Below are 15,978 nucleotides of genomic sequence, written 5' to 3' on the forward strand. Positions count from 1 at the left end.
CTATGCTGGCTCCCGTAACCATTCCCGGTTTAGCGTTTCGCTGTCTCCCAGATAATCCAGCAGCCAGGCCATCGCAGGCGAGACATCATTTTGCTGCCAGGTGAGGCAGCAGGCCGCATCCGGGAACGGATTCTCCAGCGTCAGCTCCACCCACTCTCCGGTATCAATGCGCGGACGCGCGAAATGAACGGGCACCATCGCGACGCACAGTCCGGCACTGAGGCACGTCGCCGACGATTCCCAGTCAGGTGCCACCACCCGCCGCTGGTTGTCCAGAAGCCAGGTGATACGCTTGGGCAATGAACGGGACGTATCCTCCAGCACCAGCGACGGCCAGTTGCGCAGCGTATCATCGCTCAGCGGCCCTTCCATCGCCGCCAGCGGATGATCGCTTGCCACCACGCACTTCCAGCTCAGCATCCCCATGTCGCGAAAGGCGTAACGACCCCCGACCGGGATCGCCTGCGTGGCCCCGATCGCCATCTCTGCCCTGCCGTCCGCCAGCGCATCCCAGACGCCGTTAAACACCTCCTGCGAGACCCGCAGTTCGACATCAGAAAAATGACGATAGAAGTCGACGATCATCTGCCGGGTCCGTTCCGGCTTCACGATGTTATCCACCGCGATAGAAAGATGACCCCGCCAGCCGTTAGCGATCTGCTGACACTGTTCGCGGGTGATCTGCATTTTTTTGATAACAGAACGCCCTTCCTTCAAAAACCACGCCCCTGCGGGCGTTAATTCCACATCACGATGCCGCCGTTCAAACAGCGGAACCGCCAGCCACTCCTCCAGCTGACGCACCGTGTAGCTGATTGCCGAAGGGACGCGGTGCAACTCCTGCGCCGCACCGCTAAAGCTGCCGTTACGCGCAACAGCATCGACCACTTCAAGAGAATAATCTGACCACATTTTCTGCCTGCAAAAAATTTGAATGCACCCGCCAAATATTAGCGTTTCACAAGCGGCTTTGCACTCCCTACACTCAGCGCCAATGTATACCTGCCTCCTCAGGAGAATAAAATAATGCAACCCAGGAACGGTTTTTTAGTCTGGCTCGGCGGCTTAAGCGTGCTGGGCTTTTTGGCCACCGATATGTACCTGCCGGCGTTTGCCGCCATGCAGGAAGATTTGCAAACCCCTGCTGCCGCCATCAGCGCCAGCCTGAGTTTATTCCTCGCCGGTTTTGCTTTCGCGCAGCTTCTCTGGGGACCGCTCTCGGATCGCTTTGGTCGTAAACCGGTACTGTTGCTGGGCCTGGCCATTTTTGCCATGGGCTGCCTGGGGATGTTATGGGTACGCGATGCTACCTGGCTGCTGGTGCTGCGTTTTATTCAGGCCGTGGGCGTTTGTGCCGCGGCCGTGACCTGGCAGGCGCTGGTCACCGACTATTACCCGGCTAACCGCACTAACCGTATTTTCGCCACCATTATGCCGCTGGTGGGTCTCTCGCCTGCCCTCGCCCCCCTTCTGGGCAGCTGGATCCTCGCGCATTTCGACTGGCAGGCCATCTTCGCCACGCTGTTTGCCATTACCCTGGTACTGATGCTGCCGGCGTTCGCCCTCAAGCCCGCGCATAAAAAAGAAGCGCACGCTGACGCGAAGCCGATTACCTTCACTTCCCTGCTCAGCACCAAAGCGTATCGCGGTAATGTCCTGATCTATGCCGCCTGCTCGGCAAGCTTCTTCGCGTGGCTCACCGGTTCGCCGTTCATTCTGCACGATATGGGCTACAGCCCGGCGGCCATCGGTCTGAGCTATGTTCCGCAGACTATCGCGTTCCTGGTGGGCGGGTACGGCTGTCGCGCGGCGCTGCAAAAGTGGGAAGGTCAGCAGATGCTGCCCTGGCTGCTGGTGCTGTATGCGCTGAGCGTCATCGGGACCTGGGCCGTTGGCTTTATTCCGGGTGCCGGTCTGGCTGAAATTTTGATCCCATTCTGCGTGATGGCCGTTGCGAACGGGGCGATTTACCCGATTGTTGTGGCGCAGGCGCTGCGTCCGTTCCCGCAGGCGACAGGCCGCGCCGCCGCGCTGCAGAACACCCTGCAGCTGGGGCTGTGCTTCCTGGCAAGCCTGGTGGTCTCGGCGCTGATTGCTACGCCGCTCCTGACCACCACCAGCGTGATGCTGGTGACCGTTGCGCTGGCGGTGATGGGCTATCGCATGCAGGCAGCCGCGCAGCGTGAGCAGGACAACCGCACTCAGGTTGAAACGTCACATGCATAATCGCGCCGGAAATCATGTTAATTTTCAGTGATTAGGTTGCTAAGAATTTTCTATTGAATCACCAAATTTTGAGGCCTATACTAAATTTGGTTCGATTAAATACGATAAATATTAAGTGTTAACGGGAGCCGGAGCGCTCCCGTTTTACCATGGAAGGCATTTCGGCAAGGGTTATCTCCCTTCCTCTGTTCTACGTCGGATACTAGCCTCGCGGTATTTACCGTGAGATTTCTCACAAACCAAAAAAGCGTCTACGCTGTTTTAAGGTTCTGATCACAGTAGGGTGATGGAGAAGCTATGAGTTCATCGTGTATAGAAGAAGTCAGCGTTCCGGACGATAACTGGTCCCGGATCGTCAGTGAACTGTTAGGTCGAGCAGGCATCACTATCAATGGATCATCGCCATCCGATCCTCAGGTTAAACATCCCGACTTTTTTAAACGCGTGTTGCGAGAGGGATCGTTAGGCCTGGGAGAAAGCTATATGGACGGCTGGTGGGAGTGCGAACGTCTGGATATCTTTTTCTCCAGCGTTTTGCGTGCCGGTCTGGAAAATCAACTCCCTCGCAATCTGAAAGACACCCTGCGTGTCGCCTCTGCCCGACTGTTCAATCTGCAAAGTAAAAAACGCGCGTGGATCGTTGGCAAAGAACACTACGATCTTGGCAATGACCTGTTCAGCCGTATGCTGGACCCTTTCATGCAGTACTCCTGCGCCTACTGGAAAGAGGCGTCGACGCTTGAAGAGGCCCAGCAGGCCAAGCTGCGTCTGATTAGCGAGAAGCTGCAGCTGCAGCCCGGTATGCGCGTGCTGGATATCGGCTGCGGCTGGGGCGGGCTGGCGTATTTTATGGCGAAGCACTATGGCGTCAGCGTTGTCGGCGTCACGATTTCAGCGGAACAGCAAAAAATGGCGCGGGAGCGCTGCCAGGGTCTCGATGTGGATATCCGGCTGCAGGATTACCGTGACCTGAACGAGCAGTTCGACCGGATCGTTTCCGTCGGCATGTTCGAGCACGTCGGGCCGAAAAACTACGATACCTATTTTGAGGTGGTGGATCGTAATCTGAAACCAGACGGCATCTTCCTGCTGCACACCATCGGCTCTAAGCGGACCGACAATAACGTTGACCCGTGGATCAACAAATACATCTTTCCGAATGGCTGTTTACCGTCCGTTCGCCAGATTGCCAACGCCAGTGAACCCCATTTCGTGATGGAAGACTGGCATAACTTTGGCGCGGATTACGACACCACGTTGATGGCATGGCATGCGCGTTTTCAGGAGACCTGGCCTGAGATTGCGGACAACTATTCTGAACGATTTAAACGGATGTTTAGCTATTATCTGAATGCCTGCGCGGGGGCGTTTCGCGCACGGGATATTCAGCTCTGGCAGGTGGTATTCAGCCGTGGGATTGAACACGGACTCCGTGTCGCACGCTAAAAAATAACCCCGGAAGCCCGGGGTTATTTTTTATTCTTCTTCTGCGGCGGTCTTCATTATTGCCGCTTCTTTTGCGGCCAGCACGCGCTCAACCGTATCCACCACCGCCTGGGTTTGCGGATCGATTTCGATATTCACGCGATGCCCCAGTTTTTTCGCACCCAGCGTGGTGCGCTGCAGCGTTTCAGGAATTAAATGCACGCAAAAACGCGTTGGCGTTACTTCACCCACCGTCAGGCTAATCCCATCGATGCCAATAAATCCTTTATAGAGGATGTATTTCATTAATGAAGGATCCTGCATTTTAAACCAGATTTGACGGTTATTTTCCGAGGTCACGATTTTCGCCACTTCAGCGGTGGTCATGATGTGCCCGGACATCAGGTGGCCGCCAATCTCATCGCTGAACTTCGCCGCCCGCTCAACGTTGACGGTATCTCCCACCGCCAGCTCGCCCAGGTTGGTGATGCGCAGCGTCTCTTTCATTAAATCAAAGCTAATCTGATTGCCGTTAATTTCGGTAACGGTCAGGCAGCAGCCGTTATGGGCAATCGACGCGCCGGTTTCAATGCCCTCAAGCATATATTCCGGCAGCTCAACAACATGAGTACGGAAATTAGGTTTTTCATCAATGGACACCACTTTGGCGGTGCCCTGCACAATACCAGTAAACATGCTTACAACTCCTGTTTTTTCCGGACGGTGGTGACACCGTTTAATCCCACCACAATAACAGTTGGAAAAACAGGTTGCCAGCGGAGCGCATTTTCTGGCGATTTTTTCACTAGATAAATAGCTAAAGCCCGCTACAATAGCTGGCACCCCCCTGCATTTTCTTCTTGCTGCCCGTTTCGGCGGCTTTTTTAGTCTCTCAAATAACTACAAAATAAAGGTGTTCACGTGCAGAAGTACATGAATGAAGCGCGCCAGTTATTGGCACTGGCTATACCAGTGATCGTCGCGCAAGTGGCCCAGACCGCAATGGGATTTGTGGATACGGTAATGGCGGGTGGCTACAGCGCCACCGATATGGCGGCCGTGGCTATCGGCACGTCAATCTGGCTTCCGGCCATCCTGTTCGGCCACGGTCTGCTGCTCGCGCTCACGCCTGTTATCGCTCAGCTCAATGGCTCGGGTCGCCGCGAGCGCATTGCCCATCAGGTTCGTCAGGGTTTCTGGCTGGCAGGGTTTGTCTCCGTGCTGATCATGGTCGTGCTCTGGAACGCGGGCCATATCATTCGCGCTATGCATAACATTGACTCGGCACTGGCTGATAAAGCCGTGGGCTATCTGCGCGCCCTGCTGTGGGGTGCGCCTGGCTACCTCTTTTTCCAGGTCGCGCGTAACCAGTGTGAGGGCCTGGCGAAAACCAAGCCCGGGATGGTGATGGGCTTTATCGGTTTGCTGGTCAATATTCCGGTGAACTATATCTTTATTTACGGTCACTTCGGGATGCCAGAGCTGGGCGGCGTCGGCTGCGGCGTGGCGACGGCGGCCGTTTACTGGGTGATGTTCTTCTCGATGATCGTCTTTGTAAAACGCGCCCGTTCCATGCGCGATATTCGCAACGAGAAAAGATTTAGCACGCCGGACTGGAACATCATGACGCGTCTGGTGCAGTTAGGGTTGCCGATTGCCCTGGCGCTGTTCTTTGAGGTAACCCTGTTTGCCGTGGTCGCCCTGCTGGTCTCCCCGCTGGGTATTGTGAACGTGGCCGGGCACCAGATTGCGCTGAACTTCAGCTCCCTGATGTTCGTCCTGCCGATGTCGCTGGCCGCGGCGGTGACGATTCGCGTGGGCTTCCGCCTGGGCCAGGGCTCAACCCTGGATGCGCAAACGGCCGCCCGGACCGGGTTAGGCGTGGGTGTTTGCATGGCTGCCTGTACGGCACTTTTTACCGTTGCATTACGCGAGCAGATTGCCCTGCTCTATAACGACAGTCCGGAAGTGGTCACGCTGGCATCGCACCTGATGCTGCTGGCCGCGATTTACCAGATTTCTGACTCCATCCAGGTGATTGGCAGCGGCGTGCTGCGCGGATATAAAGACACGCGCTCCATCTTCTTTATCACCTTCATCGCCTACTGGGTGCTGGGACTGCCGGCTGGCTACATCCTGGCGCTTACCGATCTGGTGGTGGATCGCATGGGTCCGGCAGGGTTCTGGATGGGCTTTATCATCGGCCTGACGTCGGCGGCAATTATGATGATGATGCGTATGCGCTTCCTGCAACGCCAGCCGTCAACGGTCATTTTGCAACGCGCTGCACGTTAACGACGCAGTAGCCGCCACCTGGCGGCTACTTTCTCTTCACTTTGCGCGGTAATGAAGCAATCGCGTGAAATCAGAGAGAAAAATGCATTTTCCCTCTTGCCACCTTGGTGCTGTGCCGCTAATATTCGTCCCCGTTGTCACCGACAACACGTTGCGTTCATAGCTCAGTTGGTTAGAGCACCACCTTGACATGGTGGGGGTCGTTGGTTCGAGTCCAATTGAACGCACCATTCTGCGTCCGTAGCTCAGTTGGTTAGAGCACCACCTTGACATGGTGGGGGTCGGTGGTTCGAGTCCACTCGGACGCACCATTTCAGTCCTGAAATGGTGCAAATCCTCTTCTGATATCCTGAATTTTCCTAATCCCTTATTTTCATCATTATTCCCCTGCTACGCTTTTCTTATGGAAAAAAAACAGGAAGACCGTCGATGAAGAAAATCGCGATTATCGGCTCCGGCCCCACAGGGATTTATACTTTTTATCATCTCCTTAAAAACAGCACGCCGCTCTCAGTTTCCATCTTTGAACAGTCCGAAGACGCTGGCGTGGGTATGCCCTATAACGACGACGATAATTCCCGGCTGATGCTGGCGAACATTGCGAGCATTGAAATCCCGCCCATTTTTATGACCTACCTCGACTGGCTCAAGGAACAAAGTGACGCCCATCTTGCGCACTTTAAGGTTGATAAAGCCCGCCTGCATGACCGACAGTTCCTGCCCCGGCTCCTGCTGGGTGAGTATTTCCGCGACAGCTTTCGGTCAATAGTAAAAGAGGCAAAAAAACGGGGATTTCAGGTTGATGTCCATGAATCCGCCCAGGTCACCGATATCGTGCCCGCGAAAGAAGGCGTCACGCTTTCCGTCAACGACAGCGCCTTTCCTGAACGCTTCGACCTTGCGGTTATCGCCACCGGCCACGTCTGGCCAGAAGAGGATGAAGCCACGCGCACGTTCTTCCCAAGCCCGTGGTCCGGTCTGATGGACGCCAGTATTCCTCCCTGCCGCGTCGGTATTTTGGGGACATCGTTAAGCGGTCTCGACGCGGCCATGGCGGTGGTGATGCAGCACGGTGCGTTTCGCGACGATACATTCGTGCTGGATAAGGGCAGCGAGGCATTAAACATTGTCCTGATGTCCCGGACGGGCATTCTGCCGGAAGCCGATTTTTACTGCCCTATCCCTTACGAACCGTTATCGGTATTGACCGAACGTGCGGCTGAAAGCGAGATTGCCAAAGGATCGGATGGCCTGCTCGACCGCATCTTTACCCTGATGGTCAAAGAGCTTCAGCTCGCTGACCCGATATGGTGCGAGAAAATATCGCTGCATAAGCAGAATGCGGACAGCATCCGTGAGGCCTGGTTTGAGGATCGTAAACGGCACGGCCCCTTTACCTGGGCGGAAGATAACCTGAAAGAAGTTGAGAAAAATAAACGCGAGCGCCGTACCGTGGCCTGGCGCTATGCCGTCCTTCGGCTGCATGAGGTGGTTCAGGAGATTGTCCCCCACCTCAATGAAGAGGACAAAGAGCGCTTTAAGCAGGGGCTGGCCCGGGTATTTATCGACAACTATGCGGCCATTCCTCCGCAGTCGATCCGCAGGCTGCTCGCGCTTCGCGAAGCCGGCATCATTAGCGTGGCTACGCTCGGTGACGATTACACGCTGGATGTTGGCAGCGATCGAACGGTGATAACCACAAAAGAGACCGTTTACCAATTCGACGTTTTTATTGATGCGCGCGGGCAAAAGCCGCTCAAAACGAAAGATCTGCCCTTCCCGACGCTGCGCAAACAGCTGGAAGCCACGGGTGAAGAGATACCCGACATCGGCGAGGATTACACCTTAAAAGCGCCTGACACCGTTCGCGGGCGCATCGCCTTCGGCGCGATACCGTGGCTGATGCACGACCGTCCCTTCGTTCAGGGGCTGGCGGAGTGTGCAGAGATTGCGGAAGCGATGGCGAAGGCAGCGGAAAAAACCGCGTCGCGTTCACGGCGGAGATTACCGTATATTGAGAGCTGACAGGGCTTCCATGCCCTGCTGTTGCTGATTACTCGAAGAAGACTTCCGGGTTTTCAGACAGCGAAACGAAGGTTTTCGTCTCTTTATCCAGGGCAAGAATTTTGCCGCTTTCAATGTCGTACACCCAGCCGTGCAGTCGGATGGAGTTATTACGCAGGCCCACCGCGACGGACGGGTGGGTCTTAATGTTGCTCAGCTGCGCAAACACGTTCTCCTGCACCATCGCATTGACTTTATCGATCGGCTTATCCCAGGTTTTCTTCTCAACCACGGCTTTCGCCGCGTCGGAATAGCGCAGCCAGTGTGATACAGCAGGCATCGGCTCCAGGTTCGCGTTATCGGCAATTGCCTTCATCGCGCCACAGTTGGAGTGACCACAAATCACGATATCCGTGACGCCCAGCGCCACCACGGCGTATTCGATGGTGGCGGACACGCCGCCAGGCTCAGGTCCGAACGGCGGCACGATGTTGCCAGCATTACGAATGACAAAGAGTTGTCCCGGCTCTTGCTGGGTGACCAGTTCCGGGACCAGACGGCTGTCGGAGCATGAGATGAACAGCGCTTTGGGATTCTGGCTGGACGCTAAACTGCGGAAGAGTTCTTTACGTTGCGGGAAAATCTCTTTTTGAAAGCTGAGAAAACCTTCAATGATATGTTGCATAGCAATGTCTCTTTTATCTGTTTTAGTTTAGGTATGATCGCGATCACACTCGTAAAGTTTACCCATCGTGGTTTACTTCAGACAAGCAATATATTTCTGGCCTGACCGCTGCACAATCTCGTGCGCAAAGGCCAGGATGTTCTGCCCTTCAAACGCGCCGTAAAGACGTGCAAACGTTCTGCCTTCCAGATGACTGACAACCGACGCCACGGCACGGGCCGGCAGCGGGAGATAATTCGGGTAGCTCCACATAAACGAGACGGCGTCTTTACCCGGCGTGACCTGCAGAATATCGCCCGCCAGCAATACCCCGTCCCCCTCCTGCCAGTGCAGCACCGTTCCACCGGCAAAATGCCCGCCCAGACGCAGCAAGGTGACCGACGGAAAAACGTCCAGCGCATCCCCCTCCCAGAAACGAATGGCCGGGCTGTCGCGCATAACCCACTCTCTGTCGCTGGCGTGCAGGTACACCGGCGCATCAAACGCCGCCGCCCACTCCTGCATCGTGGTGTAATAGTGCGGATGTGAAATCGCAATCGCGCTGAGGCCGCCGAGGGCGGTGATGAGCGTTTTGGTTGTTGGGTCGAGGTTGGCGATGCAGTCCCAGAGAAGATTGCCGTGAGGCGTTTGCAGGAGCAGCGCCCGCTGGTTGATCGCAAACGCAGGCACCGTTTTGATCCCAAACAGCCGCGGCTCCAGCTGCTGCCATTTGTTGGTATGCGTGGCGGTGACGGTGTCGAAATCGGTCCACGCCTGACCCGTGGCGGGTACATACTGGCGCTCATCCTCACAAATCGGACATCGGTCCGGCTGCATATCGTAGGCGGTTCCACAGGTTTTACAGAGTGTAATCATGTGCTCTCCTCAGCGATAAAGCACTGAGTATGGCAGGGATTATCGTTATGTGCTGCGAGGTACATTGCTGGCTTTTTTTGCCCTATACTGTGCCAGAATCACATACTGAACAGAGCAGGTGCCACATGGAAATTGATCTCGATAACTTAGTCTTTAACGGTCTGGATGAAGCCGAAGAGCGTAATGCGGAACGTCTGGACGATGCGGACAAAAAAGCGCAGGCGATTGTCGCCGACGACGACTGCGGCGATGCCTGCAAGATCTAATAAAAAAGCACCGGGAAACCGGTGCTTTTTTTCTCTGCGGGGAGCATTACAGCTCGGGCGTCTTTTTAAACCCCGTCAGCATCAGAACCAGGCTTTCTGATGAAGAAGCCGGTTCGAACTGGTAGTGATTCCCCTGGCGGTCACCGCCGATATACCACGAAATGTCGGTTTTCCCTTCAGCCAGCGCCTTGCGCACGGCTTTATCCACGTCCACCATCCGGTATTCACGAGAATGGTTCAGATAGAGCACGGCGTCTGAGCGATAGTTACAGGCCGGACGCGAGGTCCATTTCACGGTAGCAGGATCCCAGTCATTGCTGGCCGGATAGAAGAAGATCTGATCGGCACCATTTTTTTCTACCTTCCCCCCGAAAATACGTACGCGGTATTTAAACATGGAAGGATCCTGCCCGACGGGCAGCGGAGGAATATGGAATTTTACCAGGCTCAGCGTCTCATTGTTTTTCGTGCGTCCGCCGTTCTGCCAGTTATCCTCAACCAGTAAAACCTGCGGTGAAGGTTGGGTAATGTTCGGTTCAAGACTGCTGAGCCAGACGTTGGCTTTCGCCAGCGAATAGCCGTATGGCACCGTTGAACCACAGTCCATACCCCGGTTCATACAGCGTTCGGTCATAAAGCGGGCGGCATCTTCCGTCCAGCCGTTCATGAAATCGGCATGCGCCGTATAGAGGCTGCCCCAGCGCTCTTCACGTTCATCGCCATGCATGACCGGATCAAGCGACAGCTGCGCCTTACTGGTGTCCAGGCTGGTGATGCCGTGCAGCACGTAAGCCACATTCATGTTCACCGTCGGGATTTTTACCGGGAACGCGCTCGGGCACTGGCCGTTAACGTCATATGCCGCGTTGGCATGACCGTGACCTGGCTTCAGATTCACGCCGTCCCAGCAGTTCGGAAACTGAATGCCAATATTAAACTGGACGGCATCATTGGCCTTACGTAGCCCGCAAACCTCCCCAATTTTGCTGCTGTACCCTTTACCGTTCGCGCACAGAAAGCTGATATGGGGATTTGGCGCGCTGCCGTGGTGATCCCCTGCGAGCAGAGACAGCCCCGCCGGGAACGGCTGTAAAGGGTAAATATCAACCTTTGCGGCCTGATAATAGGTTTTTTGATAGGCCGGTTTGACCACCGTCCCGTCAGGCAATCTCATAGAAGGCGCCCAGTAGGCCGAGCTGTCTGCTTTGTTATCACAGGTCGTCTCTTCGTGCTGGCGCAAGGTTTCCCGGCTCGAAAAGGCATCGGTATGGGTATTGCCAAAGAAATCGTGCCACATGGCCTGGTTGGGCATACCAAACATCATGATGGCATCATCGCCGAGGGTGTGGGTGTAGCTGCAAACGACATGCGCCTGTGGCCCGGCATGCGCCGCCTGCATGGCAATCAGTGACGCGGTGGCTAACAGGGCGGGTGTGAATACGGTCCGTTTCATTATCATCTCCATTTGAGAAAGGAGATAGTGGTAACAAAACGGCTATGTTTAACCGAGGATTTCCCTGCGTACTTTTCCGCTCATCCTCGCTTTACAGAACTCACGCACAGCTCGTTCCAGTACATTTCGCGCGTGCGGCGCAGTTCAGCGTGACGTTTTATCATGGAACCTCTCCGGGTCAATGTTGGCAACGTCCACGCCATACAGGCTGGCGACAGGCAGTATTGACTCAAGAACACGTTGCGCGCTGTTCTCCGCATTCACTGGTCGGGTCGCAAAAAACCGCCGTAACGTGCTGATCCACTTTTTCATCGTCTTACCCTCTCTCGCCGTGTCTGAACTCAGTTAAACACTCAAATGCCGCGTGGGGGAAATACCAAAATCCACTGTCGATGTGCAGGATTTGCAAATAGCACCCCGTTCTTTTCACTCTTCATTAACACCTTGTTCACTAATGCTTTTTTGCTCATAGCAAAGAACGATTTCTTATTTGGCGATAGCTTTCGCTTATGGGAGCGTAGCGGGGAAAAACAAAAACAACGGGATGGCGAATGACTATGGCAGCAAAAATGAAAGGGTTTAACAAACGGACACTGGTTCTGGGATTACTGGCGGCGGGGAGCCTGCTTTCAGCGCAGGCGCAGGCCGATCAGCTGGCGGATATTAAGGCCGCAGGGGTGGTGAAAGTGGCCACGTTTGACGCCAACCCGCCGTTTGGCTCTATTGATGCAAAAACGCACGAGATCGTGGGCTACGACGTGGACTTCGCCAAAGCGCTGGCAAAATCGCTCGGCGTGAAGCTTGAACTGGTTGCCACCAATCCGGCTAACCGTATTCCGCTGCTGCAGTCCGGGAAAGCAGACCTGATCGTGGCGGATATCACTATCACCCCGGAACGCGCGCAGGTGATTGATTTCTCGACGCCTTACTTTGTTACCGGCCAGCAGTTCCTGGTTCCGGCAAAATCACCGGACAAGCTTGATGACTATAGCCGGGCGCGCATTGGCGCGGTCAAAGGAACGACGGGCGAGCAGGCGCTGCACCAGCGTTTCCCGCAGTCACGCGTGCTCTCTTATGACGATATTCCCCTGGCGCTGACGGCACTGCGCAATGGAAACGTGCAGGCCATTACCCAGGACAGCACCATTCTGGCCGGTCTGCTGGCGCAGGCGCCGGATAAAGCGAACTTCAAAATCCTGCCCGATCTGCTGAGCAAAGAAGAGATTGGCGTAGGGGTGAAAAAAGGTGAAACGGCGCTGCTGAAAGCCGTCAATGACGAGCTGGTCAATCTCGAGAAGAACGGCCAGGCGGCAAAAATCTACGACGTCTGGTTTGGTCCAGGCACCCCAGCTCCACAGCCTCGCGGCTTTAAAATAGAAGCCAAGTAATATGCTCTCAGGTTTATTTTCACACTCCGCGGCCGGTGCCGCGGATTTTTCACATCTGGAACAGGCCAGCGTCGAGTTTCGTCATGTGGACAAACGCTACGGTGACCATCAGGTTTTAAACGACATAAATCTGACCATCACGCCCGGTGAAGTCGTCGCCATCCTCGGCCCCTCGGGTTCCGGTAAATCCACCCTGATTCGTCTCATCAACCAGCTTGAAACCCTGAGCGGCGGGGAGATTCTGGTCGACAACAAGCCTACCGCAAAGCTCTCCGGTAGCGGGCTGCGCCAGCTGCGCAGCCGCGTGGGCTTTGTGTTCCAGCAGTTCAATCTTTACGCCCACCTCACCGCCAGCCAGAACATCACCCTGGCCCTGGAGCACGTTCACGGCTGGAAGCCGCAGCCTGCCCAGGAGCGCGCGCTGGCCCTGCTGGAGAAGGTCGGGATGCTGGAAAAAGCCCACCATTTCCCGGCAGAGCTTTCCGGTGGACAGCAGCAGCGCGTCGCGATTGCCCGCGCCCTCGCCTCTTCACCGCAAATCATTCTGTTCGATGAACCCACCTCCGCGCTGGATCCGGAGATGATTGGTGAAGTGCTGTACGTGATGAAAGCCCTCGCCCACAGCGGGATCACGATGATCGTAGTGACCCACGAGATGCAGTTTGCCCGGGAAATTGCCGACCGGATTGTCTTTATCGACGGCTGGCAAATTCTGGAAACCGCGCCGCCGGCACAGTTTTTCAGCCGGCCGTCGCATCCGCGCGCGCAGCGGTTCCTGCAAAAGGTGCTCAACCCGCTGCATCAGGAGCATCTGTAATGCCCGCGCTCGACTGGCAGGGGGTACTGACCGGACAGCCTCTGCAGTGGATACTCTCCGGATTCCTCACCACCCTGTGGGTAACGCTTGCCGGGATGCTGCTGGCCAGCCTGCTCGCACTGCTCTTTATGCTTCTGCGCCTTTCCGGCGGACGCCTCGGGAACGCGGTCGTCAGCGGCTGGGTGTCGCTGTTTCGCAATACGCCGCTGCTGGTGCAACTGCTGTTCTGGTATTTTGCCGCCTGGAACGGATTACCGCAGGCGTTCCGCGACGCGGTGAACGCGGATCACAGCTGGTCAATTCTGCCCGGCGACGTCTGGTGGTTTACGCCCGAATTTTTATGTTCTGCCTGGGGGTTGGGCGTCTTTACCTCGGCGTTTTTAATCGAAGAGGTGGAATCGGGCTTACGTTCCGTGCCTGCCGGACAGCGGGAGGCGGCGCTCGCTCAGGGATTCTCCGCGTGGCGTCTGTTTCGTTACATCCTTCTGCCGCAGGGCCTGGCCAACGCCTGGCAGCCGGTAGTGGGCCAGTACCTGAATCTGATGAAGCTCTCCTCGCTCGCGAGCGGAATTGGCTTTGCCGAGCTGACCTACCAGGTCAGGCAGATCGAGAGCTATAACGCGCACGCGCTGGAGGCATTTACCCTCGGTACCGCACTCTATCTTCTGACCGGCCTGATCATGGGGATGGTGCTGGTTCGCATTGGACCGGAAGCGAAACGTAAACGCCCAAACGTCGCCACCTCAGGGAGTGAAAAACATGATTGCCGGACTTAATGTCATCACCGACAACCTCGATTATCTGCTGTGGGGACGCGCGGCAACGGGTGAACCGGGGGGCGTATTGCTCTCGTTGATGATGGCGGTTGGGGCTGCCGTTATCGCTTTACCCGGCGGGATAGTGCTCGCGTGTCTGGCCTGGCGCTTTACCGGGCTTGTGCGAAAGGCCCTCTTTTTATGGGCAGAGCTGATTCGCGGTATCCCGCTCATCTTCGTGATTTTCTGGATGTGGTATCTCCTGCCGCTTATGACCGGGGGCGATCTGCCGGGGGCGCTTACCGTCACGCTGGCCCTGGCCTGGTTTACCGCGGCAACCGTAATGCACTCGGTGCTGGCCGGGCTTAACGCGCTACCGTCCGGGCAGTACGAGGCCGCACTGTCTCAGGGCTTCAGCACGCAGCAAACCCTCCTGCGCGTGCTGCTGCCGCAGGCGCTAAGGAATATTCTGCCGTCGCTGGTGGGGATTTTTATCAGCCTGCTGAAGGATACGTCGCTGGCGTTTATCGTGAACGTACCGGAACTGACCACGGTGGCGGGACAGGTCAACAACCGGGTGCAAATCTACCCGGCGGCCATTTTTATCTTTACAGGCGTGGTCTACTACCTGCTCTGCTGCTCGCTCGAGCAGCTTGCAAAACGCTGGCGCTTTACCCGGCCAGCGCTTTAACCACCGTTTCCATCGCTTCGGTTGTCAATTCACTGCGCTTAACGCGCTGGTTCGCCAGCGCGGTACGCAGGACTCCGGCAATGACAATATGCTTTGGCTCCTGCCCTAAATCACGCATCTCGAGCACCACCTTCCCGACCACCCGGCACATCTCCTGATACAGCGCTTCATCTTTGGTCACGTTACCCATCGTCATCACTCCATTGCCTTTTAAACGTTGAGCTTAAATGATTCTCCTGCCGGATACAAAAAAGAAGCCCGGCGAGAGACTCGCCGGGCTTCATCTGTAAAATCAGTAAATTAGTTGTTTACTGGAATAACCGCGCCTTTGTACTTGGTGCGGATCCAGTCCTGAATCTCTTTCGAGTGCAGCACGTTCACCAGCGCGACGATATCTTTCTTCTTCTCGTCACCGCGGTGCACGGTAATGATGTTGGCGTACGGGTTGTTTTCACCGCTCTCTACCGCAATCGGGTCGTGAACCGGGTCCAGACCCGCGTCAATCGCGTAGTTGGCGTTGATCACCACCGCAGCACCTTCGTCGTTGTTGTACATCTGCGGCAGCAGAGAGGCTTCAACGTTAGGCGTGAACTTCAGCTTTTTCGGGTTCTCGACGATGTCGCTGATGCGCGCGGTCACTTTATCGATGCCCGGCTTCAGCTTGATCACGCCCTCTTTCTCGAAGATGGAGAGAATGCGCCCTTCTTCAGAAACCGCGTCACGCATGATGATCTTGCCACCTTCCGGCAGGTCCTTCAGCGACTTGTATTTTTTGGAGTAGATGCCGATTGGCTCAATGTGGATCGCGCCCGCACTGACAAAATCGTAGTCTTTATCGCCCGCATGATCTTTCAGCACGCTGTTCAGGTAAGGAATGTGCTGGAAATAGTTCGCGTCGATGTCATGACCCGCCAGCGCGGTGTTCGGCAGAATGTAGTCCTGGAACGGTTTAATCTCCAGGTCGATACCCTGCTTCGCCAGAATCGGCTTTGCCTGCTCCAGAATTTCGGCGTGCGGCGTGTTGGATGCGCCCACGGTCAGGGTGTCGGCCCAGGAGGCGAAGCTCAGGGCGCTCAGGGTTGCGGCGGCGATCAGTGTCAGTGTCTTTTTCATGATGT

17 protein-coding genes and 2 tRNA genes are annotated in these 15,978 nt (G+C 55.8%); 11 read left to right on the forward strand and 8 right to left on the reverse strand.

The annotated features are described in order from the left end of the window. Positions 1-912 carry a DNA-binding transcriptional activator PunR gene (punR, locus tag V4835_RS13650; protein ID WP_023311350.1) on the reverse strand — a complete coding sequence of 304 codons (912 nt, stop codon included), beginning with the start codon at positions 910-912 and terminating at the stop codon, positions 1-3. A 114-nt stretch (positions 913-1,026) separates the two neighbouring features. On the opposite strand from punR, the gene punC reads away from it, so the two are divergent. Together punC and cfa are read left to right on the forward strand one after the other, a co-directional pair. Continuing rightward, positions 1,027-2,226, forward strand: a complete 1,200-nt coding sequence (gene punC, locus V4835_RS13655; protein WP_331412490.1) for a purine nucleoside transporter PunC — start codon at positions 1,027-1,029, stop codon at positions 2,224-2,226. A gap of 297 nt (positions 2,227-2,523) precedes the next feature. Next, positions 2,524-3,672 carry a cyclopropane fatty acyl phospholipid synthase gene (gene cfa, locus V4835_RS13660; protein WP_331412491.1) on the forward strand — a complete coding sequence of 383 codons (1,149 nt, stop codon included), beginning with the start codon at positions 2,524-2,526 and terminating at the stop codon, positions 3,670-3,672. A gap of 30 nt (positions 3,673-3,702) precedes the next feature. On the opposite strand, the gene V4835_RS13665 is transcribed toward cfa, so the two are convergent. Continuing rightward, positions 3,703-4,347, reverse strand: a complete 645-nt coding sequence (locus V4835_RS13665; RefSeq protein ID WP_331412492.1) for a riboflavin synthase subunit alpha — start codon at positions 4,345-4,347, stop codon at positions 3,703-3,705. Between the two features lie 225 nt (positions 4,348-4,572). Between V4835_RS13665 and mdtK the strand changes: the two genes are divergently transcribed. From mdtK to V4835_RS13685, 4 genes are all read left to right on the forward strand, one after another. After that, a complete protein-coding gene (mdtK, locus tag V4835_RS13670; RefSeq protein WP_331412493.1) occupies positions 4,573-5,946 on the forward strand; it encodes an MdtK family multidrug efflux MATE transporter in 1,374 nt (457 codons plus the stop codon). Between the two features lie 153 nt (positions 5,947-6,099). Then, positions 6,100-6,176 (forward strand) — tRNA-Val (locus V4835_RS13675). A gap of 4 nt (positions 6,177-6,180) precedes the next feature. After that, positions 6,181-6,257: transfer RNA gene (locus V4835_RS13680), tRNA-Val, on the forward strand. A gap of 118 nt (positions 6,258-6,375) precedes the next feature. Then, positions 6,376-7,971: an FAD-NAD(P)-binding protein gene (locus tag V4835_RS13685; protein WP_331412494.1), complete on the forward strand. Its 1,596-nt coding sequence runs from the start codon at positions 6,376-6,378 to the stop codon at positions 7,969-7,971. Between the two features lie 28 nt (positions 7,972-7,999). Here V4835_RS13685 and V4835_RS13690 read toward each other — a convergent pair whose 3' ends face one another. Next, positions 8,000-8,635 carry a carbonic anhydrase gene (locus tag V4835_RS13690; RefSeq protein WP_023335425.1) on the reverse strand — a complete coding sequence of 212 codons (636 nt, stop codon included), beginning with the start codon at positions 8,633-8,635 and terminating at the stop codon, positions 8,000-8,002. A 72-nt stretch (positions 8,636-8,707) separates the two neighbouring features. After that, complete coding sequence (locus V4835_RS13695) at positions 8,708-9,490, reverse strand: MBL fold metallo-hydrolase (protein WP_331412495.1); 783 nt, start codon at positions 9,488-9,490, stop codon at positions 8,708-8,710. A gap of 125 nt (positions 9,491-9,615) precedes the next feature. On the opposite strand from V4835_RS13695, the gene V4835_RS13700 reads away from it, so the two are divergent. After that, positions 9,616-9,756, forward strand: coding sequence for a hypothetical protein (locus V4835_RS13700; protein WP_003857665.1), 141 nt, complete (start codon positions 9,616-9,618; stop codon positions 9,754-9,756). 46 nt (positions 9,757-9,802) lie between these two features. Here V4835_RS13700 and V4835_RS13705 read toward each other — a convergent pair whose 3' ends face one another. Continuing rightward, entirely contained in the window at positions 9,803-11,209 is a 1,407-nt protein-coding gene (locus tag V4835_RS13705; protein WP_331412496.1) for a DUF1996 domain-containing protein, read from the reverse strand. A gap of 144 nt (positions 11,210-11,353) precedes the next feature. Further along, complete coding sequence (locus tag V4835_RS13710) at positions 11,354-11,521, reverse strand: hypothetical protein (RefSeq protein WP_331412497.1); 168 nt, start codon at positions 11,519-11,521, stop codon at positions 11,354-11,356. Between the two features lie 245 nt (positions 11,522-11,766). Between V4835_RS13710 and V4835_RS13715 the strand changes: the two genes are divergently transcribed. The 4 genes from V4835_RS13715 to V4835_RS13730 are packed head-to-tail and all read left to right on the forward strand — an operon-like array spanning position 11,767 to position 14,860. Beyond that, on the forward strand, positions 11,767-12,597 hold the full coding sequence (locus tag V4835_RS13715) for an ABC transporter substrate-binding protein (RefSeq protein ID WP_331414129.1): 831 nt from the start codon (positions 11,767-11,769) through the stop codon (positions 12,595-12,597). 1 nt (position 12,598) lies between these two features. After that, entirely contained in the window at positions 12,599-13,414 is an 816-nt protein-coding gene (locus V4835_RS13720) for an amino acid ABC transporter ATP-binding protein (protein WP_331412498.1), read from the forward strand. Beyond that, positions 13,414-14,190, forward strand: coding sequence for an amino acid ABC transporter permease (locus V4835_RS13725; protein ID WP_063142947.1), 777 nt, complete (start codon positions 13,414-13,416; stop codon positions 14,188-14,190). The genes V4835_RS13720 and V4835_RS13725 overlap by 1 nt, the downstream gene beginning before the upstream one ends. Next, positions 14,174-14,860: an amino acid ABC transporter permease gene (locus V4835_RS13730; protein ID WP_063142946.1), complete on the forward strand. Its 687-nt coding sequence runs from the start codon at positions 14,174-14,176 to the stop codon at positions 14,858-14,860. Before V4835_RS13725 ends, V4835_RS13730 begins: the two co-directional genes overlap by 17 nt. Here the strand turns inward: V4835_RS13730 and fumD are convergent. Further along, positions 14,841-15,050: a fumarate hydratase FumD gene (gene fumD, locus V4835_RS13735; protein ID WP_008500615.1), complete on the reverse strand. Its 210-nt coding sequence runs from the start codon at positions 15,048-15,050 to the stop codon at positions 14,841-14,843. The two genes, V4835_RS13730 and fumD, sit on opposite strands and share 20 nt — an antisense overlap. Before the next feature lie 110 nt (positions 15,051-15,160). Beyond that, entirely contained in the window at positions 15,161-15,973 is an 813-nt protein-coding gene (locus tag V4835_RS13740) for a MetQ/NlpA family ABC transporter substrate-binding protein (RefSeq protein WP_063142945.1), read from the reverse strand. Positions 15,974-15,978 lie beyond the last annotated feature (5 nt).

This window comes from Enterobacter cloacae complex sp. CARB60 (genome assembly GCF_036487345.1).
Taxonomy (GTDB): Bacteria; Pseudomonadota; Gammaproteobacteria; order Enterobacterales; family Enterobacteriaceae; genus Enterobacter; species Enterobacter asburiae_D.